We start from the raw sequence: 16,739 nt of genomic DNA on the forward strand, positions 1-16,739 counted from the left end.
CGGGGGTAATCCCCTGTGGACGGACCAGCCGTTCAGACCAGGTCGGTGCACTTGGCGGACTCCGGGTTGTCGGCCTGGCCGGGAAGCCAGCGGACCATGCCGAAGGTGGCGTCGAAGGCGCCTTCCGTGCGGACGAGCAGCAGCGTGTCCACTTTGGTCGGATCCAGACCGGCTTGGACGAAGCACGACAACGGGATGCGCACAGTCGTGCGCCTGCCCACCGGCAGGCCCTTGAACAGGGCGGTGCCCTCCACCTCGCCCGCGCACGGGTAGGTGCAGTGCACCCCGATGGCGGTCCGCGCCCGCGGCGGCGTGCGGACGACGACGTCGAAGACCATCGCGCCGCCGCTCTCCACGACCGGGGTCAGGTCCAGCTTGCTGCCGGGGTCCTGGAAGTACAGCTGGCCCGAACCCGCCCCGGTCCAGGTCGCGGTGAGGCCGTTCTCGCCGTCGCCGAGGTCGCCGGGGGCCACCGTGATCGCGCTGTGGGCGCCCGCCCTGGTGGGGCCCAGGCGGGTGCCCGCCCAGTTCTCGTCCGAGGCGATGTAGCTGCCGAAGGGCGGGACGTCCTGCTCGTCGAAGATGCGCGTCTCCGTGCTGGACATGCGCTTGTTGGTGTTCGCGGTGGTCGTTGTGGCCGCCGTCCCCGGCATCGCCGCCGCGGCCGGGGTGTCGTCGCCGGGCAGCAGGGCGACCACGGTGGCGGCCGCGGCCGCGACCACGGCGGCCGCGGCCGCGGGCACCAGCCACTTGCGCCTGGCGGGGACGGCGGGCGCGGCGGGCACGACCTCGCCGCCGGGCGGGGTGGCCGGTCCCGCGGCGGGCAGCCCCCCGGGCGGGGTGGCCGTCGCGGGCCGGGTGGTGGCGGCCATCGCCGCGCCCAGCGCCACGGTGAACTTGGGGTGCAGGCTCACCCGCACCGGCCTGCCGAAGGTTTCCGACACCATCTGCGCCACCAGCGGAATGCGCGACGACCCGCCCGCCAGCAGCACCGCGGACAGGTCCCGCGGCGTCAGCCCCGCCGAGGTGACCGTGCGCTCCAACGCCTCGGTGGTCAGGGCGACCGACGGCCGGATCATGTCGTTGAACTCCAGCCGGGTGACCACGACCTCGCGCGGCCCCGAGGGCAGCGGGACCCGCAGCCGCACGTCCGGCTCGGTGGACAGCTCCTCCTTGGCGCGCACGCACAGGGCCCTGATCTCCGCCAGCACCGCCGCCGCCGCCGGGTCGGCGGGGTCGAGGGCGCCGATCGCGCCGCCGAGCCGCTCGTCGACGTTGCTCAGCAGGGCGTCGTCGAAGTCCATCCCGCCGAGCCGCTCGACGCCCTCCGGGGTGCCGAGGATCTCCATGCCGTCGGCGCGGGCGCGCAGCACCGTCGAGTCGAACGTGCCGCCGCCGAGGTCGTAGACGGCGATCAGCTCGCCCTCGCCGAGACGCCGCTCCACCGCGTAGTGCATCGCCGCGGCCTCCGGCTCGGTCACCACCCGCACGTCCCGCACCCCGGCCAGTTGCGGCACCTCGGCGAAGTGCTCGCGCCGGTAGGGGCCCCACACCGCCGGGCAGGTCAGTACGACCTCGTCAGGCGCGGCGCCCTCGGTGGCGCCGACCACGCCGAGCACGTCGCGCAACTGCGCGGCCAGCAGCGCCGCGGGCGAGAAGGCCGCGCCGCCGACGACCAGCGGCGTCGGGTCGCCCAAGCGGCGCTTGTGGCCGCGGGCCACCCGTACCGGCTCCCGCTCGCCCGCGGCCTCGGCCGCCTCACCGGTCAGCAGTCGCCCGCCCGGGGTGGCGAACACGACCGAGGGGGTCACCACGTCCCGACCGAGCACGGCCATCTTGGTCCCCGCGGGCCCGGACACCGCGGCCGCAGTGAACGTGGTCCCCAGGTCGATGCCAAGGCCGTACCGCATCAGGAATGCCTCCGTGGGAGAAAGACGCCGAACGGGCCGATGGTAGGCAGATCACCCGGGGGTAGGGATATCCCTACCCCTAACTTGGGGGATTCCACCTTGTCACCGTGCCGCCCGTTCTTGGGATCATCGCCGGGTGACCGGACTGGTGCGTGCGTGGCGTGCCCGCTTCGGCGCGCGCTCCCGCCGGTTGCGGGCGCCCGACCGGGAGACCGCCGAACTGCGGCGGGAATGGGAGCGCCTGCTGCACGACGGGCCCGCGCTGCGGGTGTCCGCCCTGGCGTTGGAACTAGGGTTGCTCGACGTGAACCTCACCGACCCGGCAGGCCGTCGACAACTCGACGCCGCCCAGGACACCGTACGCGGTGTCCTCGACGATCTGCGCACGCTGGGGGAGGCCCTGTACCCGCCGGTCCTGACCGGCGCCGGGATGGAGGCCGCCCTGCGCTCGGTCGCCGAACGCCGCGACATCGCCCTCACCGTCGACGCCCGCGGGTTGGCGGGCCGCGACCACCGGCGCGCCGCCCTGCTGGTCGCCGACCACCTGCGGTCGCTGTGCCCCCGCACGGCCGTGTCGGTGCGGTTGCGCGGCGGGCGGAGGCTCGTCCGGGTCAGCGTCACCGCCCACGGCGACGTCCCCAGCAGGCGCTGGGCGGTGGTCCGGTGCGGGTAGCCATCGCCGAGGACGGCGCCCTGTTCCGCGAGGGCCTGGTGCTGCTCCTGGAGGCCGCAGGGCACGAGGTCGTCGGCTGCGTGCCCGACGGCGACAAGCTGCTGGGTCTGGTCGCGACCGAGCCGGTCGACATCGCCGTGCTCGACATCCGGATGCCACCCGAGCCCGACGGCGGGCTGGTCACCGCCGAGCGTCTGCGCGCGTCGCACCCGGACATCGGCCTGCTGCTGCTGTCGCACTACGCCGAGACCCACTACCTCATGCGGGTCTTGGAGATCGGCACCGAGCGGATCGGCTACCGGCTCAAGGAGCAGGTCGCGGGCGTGCGGGTGCTCGGCGACACCTTGGAGCGCATCGCCGCGGGCGAGATCGTGATCGAGCCGGTGCTCGCCAAGCGCCTGGTGAAGGGCCAGTCCGCCGCCGACGACCCGCTGGCGGCGCTGACCGAGCGCGAGTCGGACGTGCTGCGGCTGATGGCCGAGGGCCGCACCAACAACGGCATCGCGGGCGAGCTGTTCGTCTCCGCCAAGGCGGTGGAGAAGCACATCGCCTCGATCTTCACCAAACTTGACATCTCCGGCGACCCCACCGTCCACCACCGCCGCGTCCTCGCCGTGCTGGCCTACCTGCGGTCGCGCCGGATCGGCGGCTAGCGGTGCGCGCGCGCCGCGGCCGGGGCAGGCCCCCGCACGAGGTGGCCGCCACCGCGCCGGCGCCGCTGCTGGTGTCGGCCCTGGTGCGCAACCTGTCCGAGATGGTCGGCGGGGAGGCGATCTACCGCGCGCCGGGACCGGCCGGTCCGGTGCCGGTCGCGGCGTGGCCGCCGCGCGCGGACCCGCCCGACCCCGCCGACCCGGCGGCCGCCGTGGCGACCCTGCCAGGCGGCGGCACGGTGGCGGTGGCGAAGACGGGCAGGCTCGGCGGCGGCGACCGGGCCGCGCTGCGGGAGACCGCGGGCTGGCTCGACCTGGCGGTCCGGCTCGACGAGGCGCGCTCCGCCCGCGACCGGGCCGCCGCCCGCGCCGAGGCCCTCGCCGCCGACCTCGCCGCCGCCCGCACCCGGCTGGCGGAGGCCAGGGACCTGGAGCGCCGTAGGCTCGTCGGCGCGATCACCGCCGTGGCGGGCCGCGGCTTCGCCGACGTCCGGACCGCCGTGGCCGGACTGCGGTCGGCGCTCGACAGTCCCGCCCCGGAGCGGCAGGCGGACTGCCTGCGGGCGTCGCTGGACGAGCTGATCGAGACCTTCCGGGCGGTGGTGCGCGGGGTGTACCCGGCGATGCTGCCGGACCGGGGACCCCGTGCCGCGCTGGAGGAGCTGGCGGCGACCCTGCCGGGACCGGTCCGCCTCCGGGGCGACCTGGGCAGGCGGTTGGGCTGGGAGGTCGAGTCCGGGCTGTACCACGCGGTGGCGGCCGTCCTCGGCCTGGTCGCCGACCGCGCGGGCGGCCCGCCGGTCACCGTCGACTTCGCCCGCACGGACACGACCCTGCGGGTCCTGCTCACCGCGGTGCGCCCGGAGGGCCCGGCGGAGACGGCCGCCGCCCTCTCCGACGACGCCGACCGGATCGCAGTGTTGGGCGGCGCCGTGGAGTGCGCCGCAGGCCAGGACGGGTCGGTCTCGGTGACGGTCACCCTCCCCGAGCGCATCGGGGCCCCGCCGGACCACGCCGGGGAGGCGTCGCTGCTGGACAGCGTGCGCGCCCTGGTGGACGAGGGCTGGCGGGCCGCCGCCGACCAGGACACCAGGGACCGCTGGGCGGCCGTCGCCGAACGCCTCGACCGCCCGCCCCGGCTGGCCGTCCTCGCCGGGCCGGGCACGACGACCGTGGTCGCCGCCCTGCTCGGCGTCGACCTGCCGCCGGTGGAGCGGACGACGTGGTTCGCCCACGGCGACGGCGCCGCGGTCGACGCGTTCGGCACCCCCGTCGTCCGTCTGCCCGCCGACGTGCTGCGAGGGTTGTCGGTGCTGGCGGTCCCCGGACCGGTGGACGCCGCCCTGGCCGCCGAGCTCCCGTCCGCGCCGCGGTGGTCGGTCGACGCGGTGCTGTGCCCGTCGCCGCTGCCGTCCTGGTGCCGGTCGGCGTTGGCGTCGTCGGGGTACCGGGTGGTCGTGGTCGACCCTGCGGGCCTGCGTCCGGCGCTGGCCTTGGTGGCGGCGACGCTGCGCGCGGACGAACGCGACTCGCTGCTGTCCCCGCCGCCGTACTCGCTGCCCCGCCTGCCCGCCCCGGACGTGGCCGTGGCGCTGGAGGCCGCCCGCGCCGCCGACGGGCCGAGCGGGCTGCCCGCCGCGCTGGCAGTGGCGTCCGGGCTCACCGCCGTCCGGGAGAGCCTGGGTCGCGCGCTGCTGGCCCGCGCCGACGCCGGGGCCGCCCGCCGGGCCCTGACCGCCGTCGCCGCCCTCCTGCGCGACCTGCCCGCCGACCACGCCCTGCGCTGGTCGGCCGACCGGGTCCGCTCGGGCGCCCACGACCTCGCCGAACTGGACCTGCTGGACGACATCGAGCGCGGCGCCGTCCCGTTGCGCGACGACCTCCCCGCGGCCCTGCGCCTGCTCGGGGTGCACGGCACCGACCCCAGGACCCGTCTCGGCGTGCCCGGCGGCTCTCCGGACGAGCGCCTGCGCGCTGTCGCCCGCGCCGCCGCCGACCACTGGCGCGCCCTGGCCTCCCACCCGGCCACCGCGGCGTCGGCGCGCTCGGCCGCCGAGACCCTCACCCGCACCTGTGAGGGTGTTCTCGCCGCCCTCCGCGGCTGAACGGCGGCGGGTACGGTCGAGAGGTGCGGGCCAGGGAACGGGGAGAACGGGCGGTCGCGGCGGTCGTGGCCTGGCTCGGTGCGCCCCGTCCGTCCGGTTCCGTCGCCGACCTGGCCGTCCTGGCCGAGGGGATCGGCCGGGCCGTGGGCGCGCGGGGCTGCTGGATCAAAGTCGCCGACCGGTGGCACGGCTGGGGCGAGGACGGTCCGGGGTGGGCGGTGTCGGTCGACCACGGCGGTGAGGTGCAGGGGGTCCTGTCGCTCGTGCCCGCCGACGCGGGCCCGGTCGCCGCGCTGACGGCGGTGCTGGGGCCGGTGGTCGCCGAGGCGCGGTTGCGCGCCGAAGCCGACGCGGCGCGCCGGGCCGGGGACACCGCCGCCCGTGACCTCGCCGACCTGCGCTGGCGGGCGGCGGCCGAGATGGACAGTGAGCGCCGCGGCTTGGAACGCGACCTGCACGACGGCGCGCAGCACCACCTGGTCTCGTTGAAACTCGTCGCGGCCCTGGTCGAGCACTCCCTCGAAGCAGGCGAACCGGAGCGGGCCGCCGCCGTGCTCGCCAACCTGGAGTCCAAATTGGACACCGCGGAGGAGTTGGTCGCCCGCACCGCCGCGGGCGTCCTGCCGCTGGCGCTGGTGTCCGACGGCTTGGCCGCGGCGTTGACCGCCGAGCTGGCCCAGCACGACCACGTCGCCCTTGACATCGGACCCGGCGTGCCCCGCTGCGCGCCAGTCGTGGAGTCGGCCGTCTACTTCATCTGCATGGAGGCGGTGAACAACGCCCACAAGCACGCCCCGGGAGCCGCGATCACCGTGACCCTGCACGCGGTCCCGGGCGGCTTGCGGTTCGCCGTGTCCGACGACGGCCCCGGCTTCGCCGACCTGCCGCCCGGTTCGGGCCTGCACCACCTGGGCACCCGGGCGACCGCGGTGGGCGGCACGGCCCGAATCCAGTCGGCCCCCGGCCGCGGCACCACGGTTTCCGGGACCGTCCCCTCGGCCTGAGCGCCGTTGGCGGCGAGGGGCGGTCCCGTCATCGGTCGGCTACCTGTAGCACCGGTTGGCGACGCAGAGCGGGAGCCCTCCCCACGCCTCGGCGGAGGCTCCCGCGGGGACGAGGGCCCCGCCGAGCAGGGCGGGGACGGCGACCAGCGCGGGGACGGCGACCAGCGCGGTGAGGGCCGCGACCACGCGCTTGCGGAATCCTGACATGGCAGTCCTTTCACGATGTTCCAGGTCGTGTCGGATTCTCCTGCGAAGGCTTGACGCCGCCAAGGCCGCCGCTGATCTTCCGCCACGGCGGGCGGACCGGAAATCCCCTCGGAAACTCTTGTACCGCAAAGGTTTCCACGCGTCGCCGGGTACGCGGGGATCGACTGCGCGTTGGCGGGGGATTCCCGTCCAGTTAAGGCTTCGGCCGGTACTCGCCGGTCAGGATGGCCGTGGAGAGCTCGATGCGGGAACGGTAGCCGGTGCGGGTGAACAGCCTGCTCAGGCCGCCCTCGACGCTCTTGGTGCTGGTGCGCAGGACGGCGGCCAGATCCCTGTTGCTCAGGCCGCCCGCGGTCAACCGGGCCAGCAGCAGCTCGTTCTCGGCCGCGGTCTCCCGCCGTCCGGGCACCGGCACACCGCGCTCCCGCATCAGGGTGCGCGTCCAGGAGCGGTGCAGCAACGCCCCCGTGCCGCCCAGCAGGTCGTAGGACTCCAGCAGGAGCCTGGGATCGGCCCCGCCGTGCTCGACCAGCCTGCGGACCACGGCCGCGAGTTCGGCGGGTTGCCCCCGTTCCCGGGCCACGCGCAGACAGGCGTCGCCCGCGGCGCGGTCGCCCGAGACCGTCGCACGGGCCATCGACAGGTGCAGTTCCGCGCGTCCGGTCGCCAGCGCGGTCGCGACCCGCTCGACCCCCCGCAGCGCCTGCGCGGCCACTGCCCGGTTCCCGGTCGCCACCGCCACAGCGGCCAACTCCGACCAGCACAGCTCCAACCCCACCAGGACACCCTTGTCCGCAAAGGACAAGGCGGTCCGCAACCGCGCCGTTGCCCGCGTCCAGTCACCGAGAGCGGCCGCCACCACCGCTTCGCCGAGGTCGCGCAGGTGTCCCAGCGGCGCGGGCCCGCCGGAGTCCAACAGGGCGCGCGCGGTGGTCAGCCTCCCCTGGGCGACCAGTAGCGACACAGCGGTGTGCAGCGCGGCTGTGCATCCGAGCCCGTACCGGTGCCCGCCCTCGGCCGCGACCCGCCGTGCGAGGTCGACGGCACGGTCGGCCTCCCCGCGCGCGGCGGCCGCCATGACCTCGTCGTGCAGCCCAGGGCCTCGGGCCACCGGGGCCCGGGGCGCGGGCTCGCCCGCGACGAGGAGGGCGGTGCGTGACGGCGGCGGGCCGGGGAGGCCGCACCACAGCCCCGCCGTGCCGAGCAGGCCGGTGTCCTCGGAGAGCGCGCCGACCTCGGTCCAGCGGTCCAGCAGCGCGAGGGCGCGGGCGGCGACCTCGGGACCGGGGTCGGCGGCGTCCGGCCACTCCCACGTGGACGAGGCGACCCCGGCCACGGCCGCGGTGTCCCCGAGCGCGAACAACGACTCGACAATGGTGATGCGCGACAGGAGCGCGTCGTCCGAGGCCAGGCCGCCCCCGCCCAGGAGCGCCGAGGCCAGGCGGAGGCTTTCGGCGTGGTCGCCGTCGGCGTGGCGCGCGGCGGTGAGCCGCAAGCCCGCGGCGACCCGCGTCCGCGGTTCTCGCGCCAGGCCGAAGGCCGCGGCGAGCGCTTCGGGCCGGTCATCGGCGTGGTCAAGCAGCTCCCGCGCGGCCCGCTCGGGATCGAGCAGTGGACCCGCCCAGGCGCTCAGCGCGGCCATCGCGCCGGGGTCGCAGCGCGCGGCGCCCGACCAGACGGCCGACACCGCCGCGGCGGCGTTGCCCGCCCGCTCGAACGGCCCCGCCGCAGCGGCAACGGCGTCGCCGACGACCGGGATGGTGAACCGCCACGAGCGCCCGCCCAGGCCCCGGTGCGCGACCCCGGCGCTGACCAGGAGGTCCAGACCGTCCTCCGCGACCAGGTCGGGCACCCCGGGGCCCAGCGGGTGCACGACCGCGAGCGCCTTCGCCGCCGCCCACGCCCCGGGACCGAGGTCGCGCACCGCCTCCGCCAGGTGCCCGGCCCGGCGGGGGAGCGGCCCGGTCAGGTAAGCCCACCGGTCGACCACCCGCAGGGAGTCGCTTTCCCGCACCGCGTTGACCACAGCCCGGACCGCGGCGGGCACCCCCCGGGTCACCGCGAGGACCTGGTCGACCAGCGCGGGCTCCGGCGTCGCCCGCAATTCCTCGGCGAGCAGCCGCGCCACCGTCCGCCGCGGCAGCGGACCCAACCGGACCGACTCCAGCAGCCCCTCCGCCCGCAACCGCGCCACCAGCGCCCGGACGCGGGGGGTCGCCACCGGCGCGGGCGTCCGCGCGGCGCACACGCACCGCACCCCGCTGCCCGCCACCTCTCGCGCCAACGCCGCCAGCACGGCGACGGAGTCCGCGTCGGCCCAGTGGACGTCGTCCACCAGCACCACCCCGCGACCGGCCCGCAGCAACGGCCCCGCCGCCACCGCCGCGCCCCGCGCGGCGACCTCCGGATCGTGTCGCGCCCCCGCCACCGGCCCGACCGGCGTCCACGGGCCCACTGCCCCCGCCGGGCCCGCCGTCCGGACGCGCGCCTGTCCGTCCACCAGCTCGAACCGGGCGGGAAGTGCTTCCCCGGTGCGGGCGAACCGCATGCCCGCCACGAACCCGCCGGTCCCGGCGGTCCGCTCGGCCACTTCCGCCAACAGCGTCGTGCGGCCCGTCCCGGCGGGGCCGGTCACCAGTGTCACCGGCGTCGAAAGGGCGTCGGCCACCTCGCGACCTCCTGTCCGCCGCGCCGATCATCCGCGGCAGACAGTAGCCCGACAGGTCTGTCCGCTTCGCCGCCAGTCCAATCCGTGGACCGCTTTGTTAACGCTCGCGCGTCACGAGAACCGATCCCCGCCCGGCTACGTGTCCACCTCAGGAGTCCCCGCGGGCGGGGCGAACCCGGGTGAGCGGTCCCGGCGGAGGGGAGTGGCGGGCATGGCCGGTCAACGGGGGGAGTTGGTCGGGCGGCGGGAGCACTTGGCGGCACTGCGGTGGGACGGGCGGGAGCCCGCCGTCCGGTTGGTGCTGGGGGAGCCGGGCAGCGGACGGTCGGCGGTGCTGGTCGCGGCCGGGTCGGCCCTGCGCAAGGCGGGGGTGCCGGTGCTCGCCGTGTCCGCGGGCGACCGCGCGGCGGACCCGCTCGGGGTCGGCGCGCTGCTGGCCGCGCTGCGGGCGGAGACGGCGACGGCGGGCCCGGTGGCGGACACGCTCGCCTCGGTCGCCCGGCTCGCCGCCGCGGGCCCGCCCGCGCTGCCCTGGCAGCGGCACGTGCTGCTGAGCGCCATCGGGTCGCTGTTCGCCCGGGTCCGGGCGCTTACTCCGGTCGCGGTGCTCGTGGACGACGCGCACCTGATCGCCGACCCGGTGCCCGCGCTGACCGCCGTCCACCGGGCAGGCCACCTCGTCGTGGCCTCCTGCCCGCCGGGGACGGCCCGCGGCCTCCGCGCCGCCGCCGACCAGGTGGTGGACCTGGCCCCGCTGGACGACGCCGCGACCGCGAGCCTGGTGCGCCGAGCCGCGGGCGGCCCGGTCGACCCGGGTGTGGCCGAGGTCCTGCGCCGGGACCTGGGCCCGCTGTACGGGAATCCCGCCGCTGTGCTGGCCGCCGTCGCCGACCTGCGCGGCCGGGGACGGCTGGCCAAGGTGCACGGTGTGCTGGTGCTCCGGGACCCGCACCAGCCCGTCGCGCTCCACGAGGGCCGCTGGCCCGCGGCCCTCGTGGAGCGGTACGGGCAGGCGGGCCGGGAACTGGTCGCCTTGGCTGACGACCACGTCGGCGTCGCCATCGGCGACCTCCCGGCGCTGGCCGCGGTGACAGGCGGGAGCGTGGTCGACTACGGCGCCGCCGCCGACGCCTTGGTGACCGCGGGTGTGCTGCGCGTCGACGGCAGGGGCACACTGCGGTGCGCTGTCCCGGCGGTGTCGGGGACCGCGGACACCCTCCGAGGCGCACTGGCCTGCGAACTGGTGAAGCGAGGCGACCGCGAGCGCGCGGCCGACCACGCCGTCGCCGCGGGCACAGCCGCCACACCCCAGCCCGACCTGTCCGCACCCCTGGCCCGCACGGCAGGCGACGACCCGCGCGTGAGCCAAGCCGCCTGGTGGCACACCCCGCCCGGTCCCGACCGCGACCGACTCCGCTCGGAGGTCGTCGCACTGCTCCTCCGCGCGGGCGACTACCGGGCGCTGGCCGCCTTCACCACCACCGCGGTGTCCGCCGCTGGGACTGACCTCGACCACGAGGGCGCCGCTGTCCTGGCCCGCGCCGCCGCCCTGGCCTCCGTCCACACAGGACAACCCGTGCCGGGGCCTGTCGCGGCCGCGCTCACCGCGGCCGGTGTCGCGGCCGCGCCGCTGGAGTTCGCCCGCGACTGGCACGCCGGTGTCCCGGTGGACCCTGCCCGTGTCGCCGCGTCCTTCGCCGAGCCCGCCGGGACAGTCGATGACGAGGCCGCGACGGCGTTCTCCTGTCGCAACCCGGTCCCCGCTCTCCGGGCGGCGTTGGGTTCCCGCTACGGCGCCCCGCTCGACGGCCCGGCGCACTGGCACCACCGCGCCCTCACCGCCTACGCCGCAGGCGACTGGACCACCGCCGTCGGCGCGGTGCGGCGGTTGGAACTCGACGGCGCGGACATCGACGCGCTGGTGGTGGCGCGGCTTGTCGCCGCGGAGGTCTCCAGCTGGCGGGGGGAGGACCGGCAGGCGTCGGCGTGGCTGGCCGGTGTCCCCGTCGACGGGCCGTTCCCGCTGGGTCGCGCTTGGGTCGTCTGCGGCCTGTCGAGAGACGACCCGGCCCGCGCCTTCGCCGCCGGGTGGGGGGCGTACCGGCGGCACGCAGGCTCCGGTGACGAGCCAGGCGGCTCCCGGCTGCTGCGCCGCCTGGCCGTGCTCGCCCCCGACGCGGCCTGCTCCGCCGCGGTCGCCGAGGCCGCCGCCGAACGCGGCAGCGGGACGGCGTGCCTGCGGGAGACGCTGCTGCTCGCCACCGGTCTGCGGGACCGCAACCCGCTGCCACTGCGGGTCGCCGAGCGGTTGGCGCGCCGCCGGGGCGACCGGTTCGACCAGGCCGTCGCCTGTCTGACGCTGGCCGAGACCGGCGACCAGTCCCGGCCGTGGGCCGACGCGGCACTGGCCGCGGCCAAGGCCCTCGGCGTCCGGTGGATCTCCACCCGGGCCAAACGGGTCCTGGAGGACTCCGGGGTCCCGGTCCCGCGCGCCCGCCGGGCCGTCGTCACCGAGGTGGAGCAGCGCATCGTCGAACTGGTGCGGGAGGGCAAGACCAACCGGCAGATCGCCGCGACTGTCCACATCAGCGTGACGACCGTGGAGAAGCACATCACCCGGCTGCTGGCCAGGACCGGGTGCCGCAGCAGGCACGGCCTGGCGACCTCCCCGGTGACCGGCGCATCCCGTCCGGCCTGACACCGGCCTCGACGCCCGACCCGGCATCGCGCTCGTTCTGGTGCTGTACTCGGTCTGACACCGTGAACCGGACACCGCCTCCATACGTGTACAGGAGGGAGCGGCCGGACGGCCGCCCCCGGTCGAAGCCCCCCGGTCCCCCGTCCTGGTCCCGCCCGCCCCCACGGCAGGCGGGCCCGTTCCCGGGGGGCTTCACCGCGCGACGGGGAAACCCCACGCAACCCCTCCCACTCCCCGGACCGTGATCCTGCGGGTGCCGCCACCCGGTGACACAATCGGCTCCCGCCGGAGGTGTTGACCGAGGGGGCGGGGCATGGCTGGCACGACGTTCGGCGACTACCTCAGGTTCTTCCGGATGCGCGCCTCCCTCACCCAGCACGAACTGGCCCAGCGGACCGGGGTCAGCGTCCGCGCCATCCGCGACATGGAGCGCGGCCGGGCCCGCCACCCGCAGCGCCGGACCCTCGACCTGCTCGCGGGCGGGCTCGACCTGGTGGCGGCCGAGACCGCCGTCCTCGCCGACAAAGCCCGCCGCGGCACCGACGCGCCACCCCCGCCCCGCGCGGCCGCCGCCGAGTCCCTACCGCCCGCCGTCCCCGACCTGACCGGCCGCGCCACCGAGGTCGCGGCCCTGACCCGCATCGCGGAGGAGTGCCTGCGCGGTTCGGTGCCGCGCGTCGTCGTCGTGCACGGTCCGCCGGGTGTGGGGAAGACGAGTCTGGCCGTGCGGGTCGCCCGGGACCTGGCCGGGCGCTTCCCCGACGGGTCGGTGTTCGCCGACCTGCGCGGCATGGACGCGCGGCCGCCCGACGTCTCGACGGTGGCGTCGCGGTTGTTGGCCGCCCTTGGCCACGAGCCCGGCGCCGTGCCGCCGGACGAGGCGGGCAGGCTCTCGCTGTACCGCTCGACGCTGCGCGAACGCTCTGTGCTGGTGCTGCTCGACAATCCGGCCGCGGAAGTCCAGGTCCGCCCGCTGCTGACCGGCTCCCCGGGCTCCATGCTGCTGGTGACCAGCCGCAACACCCTGGCGGGCCTGGAGGCCGCCGACCGCCTGGAGGTGCCGCTGCTGGCCGAGGACGACGCCCTGGACCTGCTGCGCGCGATCGCCGGGGCCGAGCGGGTCGCCGCCGAACCCGAGGCCGCGCGGCGCGTCGTCGCGCTGTGCGGCGGGGTGCCGCTCGCGGTGCGCATCGCCGGGAACCGGGTGGCGGGGCGGCGGTGGCCGTTGGCGCGCATGGCCGGGGACCTCGCCGACGCGGACAACCGGCTCTCCGCGCTCAGCGCGGGCGACGAGCGGGTGCGCGCCGCCTTCGACATGTCCTACCGCCACCTCGACCCCGACGCCGCCGAGGTGTTCCGGCGGCTGTCGCTCATGCCCGGCCAGGACGTCGCCGCCGACCTCGCCGCGGTCCTCGCGGACCGGCCGGTGGACGTCACCGAGGCCCTGCTGGAGGACCTGGTGGACAACAGCCTCGTCGCCGTAGCCGCCGACCCCGGCCGCTACGCCTTCCACGACCTGCTGCGCCTGTACTCCCGGGAGAGCCTGCACGCCCACGACGGCCCGGACACCGCCGACCGGGTCGGCGACGCGGCCGCCGACTGGCTGCTGCCCACCGCCGTCTCGGCCGCGCGGTGGTTCGACCCCGGCCACGCGCCGGAACCGGACGACCGCTTCGCCGACTGGGACGAGGCGAGTGCCTGGTTGGGCCGCGAGACCGGGAACTGGGTCGGCGCGCTGCGCACCGCGGCCCGGCGCGGCAGGCACCGCCTCGTCCTCGACACGGCCAACGCCATGCACTGGTACTCCGACGGGCGCGGCAGCGGCGAACTGTGGCACGAGGTCTTCTCCCTCGGCGTCGAGGCGGCCACCGCACTCGGCAGCCCGCGCGAGGAGGCCGTGCAGGCGAACTTCCTGTGCTGGACCCTGCTCATCCTGCTGGCCCGCCCCGACGAGGCGCTGGTCATGCACGAGCGGGCGCTGCGCGCCGCCGAGGCGTCTGGCGACCTCGTCGAACAGGCGTGGGCGCACTACTACCGCGCCGACATCGACCGGTTCACCAACGACATCGCCACCGCCGTCGACCGTGTCGACAAGGCCGTCGCCCTGTTCCGCGAGGCAGGCCACCGCACCGGCGAACTGGTCACCCGCGCCTACGGGACCCAGTTGCTTCTGCGCGTGGGCCAGGTCGACGAGGCCGCGGCCGTCCTGGCGCGCGAAGCCGATGGCCGCCGCGCCACCGTGGTGCCCGGCGGCACCGACCAGCGCAACTTCGCCCTCACCCTCATCCGGCTGGCGGGCGCCTACAGCGCCGGGAGCCGGTGGCGGGAGGCCCTGGACGCCCTGGACGAGGCCGAGACCCACCTCACCGAGGACACCGTCACCGCGGCCCACACCGACCTCTACACGGACCGGGGCACCGTCCTGCTGGCCCTGGGCGACCACGCGGGCGCGAGCCGGTGGCTGCACGCCGCCCTCGAGCACCCCTTCGCCCCGCTGCGCGAGGTGGGCATCCGGCTCAAACTCGCCGAACTCGGCGACGCCGTCGGCGACCCGGACTCCTCCCGCGAGCACCTGGTCCGCGCCCTGTCCATCGCCGACCGCCACCACCACCCGGACATGCGGGCGCTGGCCCGCGAGGCCGCCACCCGGCTCGGCCTGCCCGCCGACCGCTGAACCGGCGTTCCCGCGGCGGATTTCTGCCGCCTGTTGCGCGTGGTCCCTCCGCCCCGCCGCGAAGAGACTGGCCTTCCGTACCGGTTCAAACCGCGGCACCGCGGATCGAGACGCCGGACTCGGCCCGCAGAGGAGGTCCGTCGTGGCAGGACGCCAGCCCGCCCCCGACACCGTGGTCTCCCGCCTCTACAAGGAGAACGCCCCGGCGATGCTGGCCTACGCCGTGCGGCTCACCGGCGACCACGCGGCCGCCGAGGACGTCGTCCAGGAGGCCCTGCTGCGCGCCTGGCGCCACGCCGACGCGTTGGTCTCCGGCCCCGGCTCGGTGCGGTCCTGGCTGCTCACGGTCGTGCGCAACATCGTGGTGGACCGGGTGCGGGCCCGGCGTTCGCGGCCGCCCGAGGTCGCCGAGGCCCCCGGTGTCGAACCCGCCGCCCGCGACCACGCCGACGCCGTGGTCGCCGCCGTCGTCGTGGGGCAGGCCCTCGGCACGCTCTCGCGCGAGCACCGCCAGGTCGTCGAGCACGTGTACCTGCGCGGGGCCACCCACACCGAAGCCGCCGCCGACCTCGGTATCCCGTGCGGCACGGTCAAATCCCGCACGCACTGCGCCATCCGCCAGCTCCGCGCCGCCCTCCCGGCGGCCGGAGTGACGAGGGACACTGTCACACGGAGAAGGTGAACGGGGATCAACTTGGTGGCTGTGCCAGTGGCTGAAACGCCGCTCGCCCGGCTTGACCGAGAGGAGCCGCTTCCGTGTCCGACTCATCGATGCCGCCGTCCAGCCCTATCGGGACGTGGTCGAACGGGTGAGTCGCGATCGGCCATCCGTCGGTTTGGACGCGTTGCTGGCGGTGCACCGCAAACGCGCCGGTCTCACCCAGGAGCAGTTGAGCGCGCGCGCGGGCGTGAGCGTGCGGGCCATCAGCGACGTCGAGGGCGGGCGGGTCCGCCGACCGCAGCGGCGCACCGTGGACGCGCTGGTCTCCGGTCTCGCGCTGGACGAGGACGAGCGCGCCGCTTTCCGGGCCGCCGCCCGCCTGCCTGCCGAGGGCGTGCTGCCCCCGGCCCCGCTCGCGCCCGCCCCGCTGTCGGGTTTGGAACCGCCGGTGGCCATCACCGACTTCGTCGACCGCGACGCCGAGTTGTCGGTGCTGTCCTCGCTCGCCGGGACCTCCGGTGCGCCGGTCGCGGTGGTGCACGGTGTGCCGGGGGCGGGCAAGACGACCTTGGCCGTGCGTGCCTGCGCCCTGCTGTCCTCCCGTTTCCCCGACGGTGTCGCCTTCGTCGACCTGCGCGGCTCCGGTCCGGACCCGCTGCCCCCGTCGGTCGCGGCGCGCGCGCTCGTGTCCGCTGTCCAAGATATGTCCGTAAAGGATAGTCCACATAGTATTGATGAGGTATTTGAGATCTATCGTTCCGTCTTTGCTGACAAGCAAATCTTGTTGGTACTCGACGACGCCTTTGACGAGGACCAGGTCCGTCCACTGCTTCCCGACGTCACGAACTGCCTGGTCGTAGTGACCGCCAGACGCACCCTGACCCGCATGGACCCGGTCGCCCGGGTCCGTGTCGGCCCGCTGTCGGACGACGCGGCGGTCCGCCTGTTCGCAGGCATCGTCGGCGCCACCCGTGCCGCGGCCGACCCTGACGCCACCGCCGAGGTGGCCGCCCGGTGCGGCAACCACCCGCTGTCCCTGCGCGTCGCGGGCAACCGCCTGGCCACCCGACCCCGCCGCGCGGTCGCCCACCTCCTCTCCCAACTCCGCGACGACACCCGCCGCCGCACCACCCTCACCGCGGGCGACCTCCGCGTGGCCGACGAGTTCGCCCACTACTTCCGCACCCTGAGCCCAGCCGCACGCGCCCTCCTGCACGCCTTGGCGTCGAACCCGGTCGTGGACCCGCGCCACCCGGCCGTCCCCGAACTGGCTGACGCCAGCCTGATCGACCCCGCCCCTGATGGCGGCCACTCCGTCCCACCCATCGTCCTGGCCGTCGTCCGCGCCTTGCCTGAGCTTCTCTGAACCAGTCTTCGGCCATTTCGGCGTCATCGCGGCTGCGGCATGGCGGACGAACCGGTGTTGACCATCCTCGGCGACCTGACGTCTTTGCTGCTGTTCCCCGCTCTGTGCCGCTCGGGGACG

General features: G+C 76.1%; 11 protein-coding genes. 8 read left to right on the forward strand and 3 right to left on the reverse strand.

Annotation, left to right across the window (positions count from 1 at the left end):
- Positions 1-32: 32 nt before the first annotated feature.
- Positions 33-1,910: an Hsp70 family protein gene (locus ACTG9Q_RS27645; RefSeq protein WP_455575845.1), complete on the reverse strand. Its 1,878-nt coding sequence runs from the start codon at positions 1,908-1,910 to the stop codon at positions 33-35.
- Between the two features lie 136 nt (positions 1,911-2,046).
- Here ACTG9Q_RS27645 and ACTG9Q_RS27650 point away from each other — a divergent pair, with 136 nt between their 5' ends.
- Genes ACTG9Q_RS27650 through ACTG9Q_RS27665 form a run of 4 tightly spaced genes read left to right on the forward strand, consistent with a single transcriptional unit; the run spans position 2,047 to position 6,345 of the window.
- Entirely contained in the window at positions 2,047-2,583 is a 537-nt protein-coding gene (locus ACTG9Q_RS27650; RefSeq protein WP_455575846.1) for a histidine kinase, read from the forward strand.
- Positions 2,574-3,236, forward strand: a complete 663-nt coding sequence (locus tag ACTG9Q_RS27655; protein WP_455575847.1) for a response regulator transcription factor — start codon at positions 2,574-2,576, stop codon at positions 3,234-3,236. The genes ACTG9Q_RS27650 and ACTG9Q_RS27655 overlap by 10 nt, the downstream gene beginning before the upstream one ends.
- Positions 3,237-3,238: 2 nt before the next feature.
- Positions 3,239-5,341, forward strand: a complete 2,103-nt coding sequence (locus ACTG9Q_RS27660) for a hypothetical protein (RefSeq protein WP_455575848.1) — start codon at positions 3,239-3,241, stop codon at positions 5,339-5,341.
- Positions 5,342-5,364: 23 nt separating this feature from the next.
- On the forward strand, positions 5,365-6,345 hold the full coding sequence (locus tag ACTG9Q_RS27665) for a sensor histidine kinase (RefSeq protein ID WP_455575849.1): 981 nt from the start codon (positions 5,365-5,367) through the stop codon (positions 6,343-6,345).
- Positions 6,346-6,384: 39 nt separating this feature from the next.
- On the opposite strand, the gene ACTG9Q_RS27670 is transcribed toward ACTG9Q_RS27665, so the two are convergent.
- Both ACTG9Q_RS27670 and ACTG9Q_RS27675 read right to left on the reverse strand, forming a co-directional pair.
- Positions 6,385-6,552, reverse strand: coding sequence for a hypothetical protein (locus tag ACTG9Q_RS27670; RefSeq protein WP_455575850.1), 168 nt, complete (start codon positions 6,550-6,552; stop codon positions 6,385-6,387).
- 193 nt (positions 6,553-6,745) lie between these two features.
- Positions 6,746-9,220 (reverse strand): AAA family ATPase, encoded by a 2,475-nt coding sequence (locus ACTG9Q_RS27675; protein WP_455575851.1) that lies wholly within the window; start codon positions 9,218-9,220, stop codon positions 6,746-6,748.
- Between the two features lie 211 nt (positions 9,221-9,431).
- On the opposite strand from ACTG9Q_RS27675, the gene ACTG9Q_RS27680 reads away from it, so the two are divergent.
- From ACTG9Q_RS27680 to ACTG9Q_RS27695, 4 genes are all read left to right on the forward strand, one after another.
- Positions 9,432-11,918: a LuxR C-terminal-related transcriptional regulator gene (locus ACTG9Q_RS27680; RefSeq protein WP_455575852.1), complete on the forward strand. Its 2,487-nt coding sequence runs from the start codon at positions 9,432-9,434 to the stop codon at positions 11,916-11,918.
- Between the two features lie 313 nt (positions 11,919-12,231).
- Positions 12,232-14,592: an ATP-binding protein gene (locus ACTG9Q_RS27685; protein ID WP_455575853.1), complete on the forward strand. Its 2,361-nt coding sequence runs from the start codon at positions 12,232-12,234 to the stop codon at positions 14,590-14,592.
- Between the two features lie 142 nt (positions 14,593-14,734).
- Entirely contained in the window at positions 14,735-15,274 is a 540-nt protein-coding gene (locus tag ACTG9Q_RS27690) for a sigma-70 family RNA polymerase sigma factor (protein WP_455575854.1), read from the forward strand.
- A 154-nt stretch (positions 15,275-15,428) separates the two neighbouring features.
- A complete protein-coding gene (locus tag ACTG9Q_RS27695) occupies positions 15,429-16,619 on the forward strand; it encodes a helix-turn-helix domain-containing protein (RefSeq protein ID WP_455575855.1) in 1,191 nt (396 codons plus the stop codon).
- Positions 16,620-16,739: the final 120 nt, after the last annotated feature.

The sequence above is a fragment of the Actinokineospora lacus genome, from assembly GCF_053813445.1.

What these genes read in the sequence shown, in the direction of transcription:
- ACTG9Q_RS27670 (WP_455575850.1), bottom strand. Translation starts at nt 6,552, where the DNA reads ATGTCAGGATTCCGCAAGCGCGTGGTCGCGGCCCTCACCGCGCTGGTC.
- ACTG9Q_RS27645 (WP_455575845.1), bottom strand. Translation starts at nt 1,910, where the DNA reads ATGCGGTACGGCCTTGGCATCGACCTGGGGACCACGTTCACTGCGGCC.
- ACTG9Q_RS27685 (WP_455575853.1), top strand. Translation starts at nt 12,232, where the DNA reads ATGGCTGGCACGACGTTCGGCGACTACCTCAGGTTCTTCCGGATGCGC.
- ACTG9Q_RS27680 (WP_455575852.1), top strand. Translation starts at nt 9,432, where the DNA reads ATGGCCGGTCAACGGGGGGAGTTGGTCGGGCGGCGGGAGCACTTGGCG.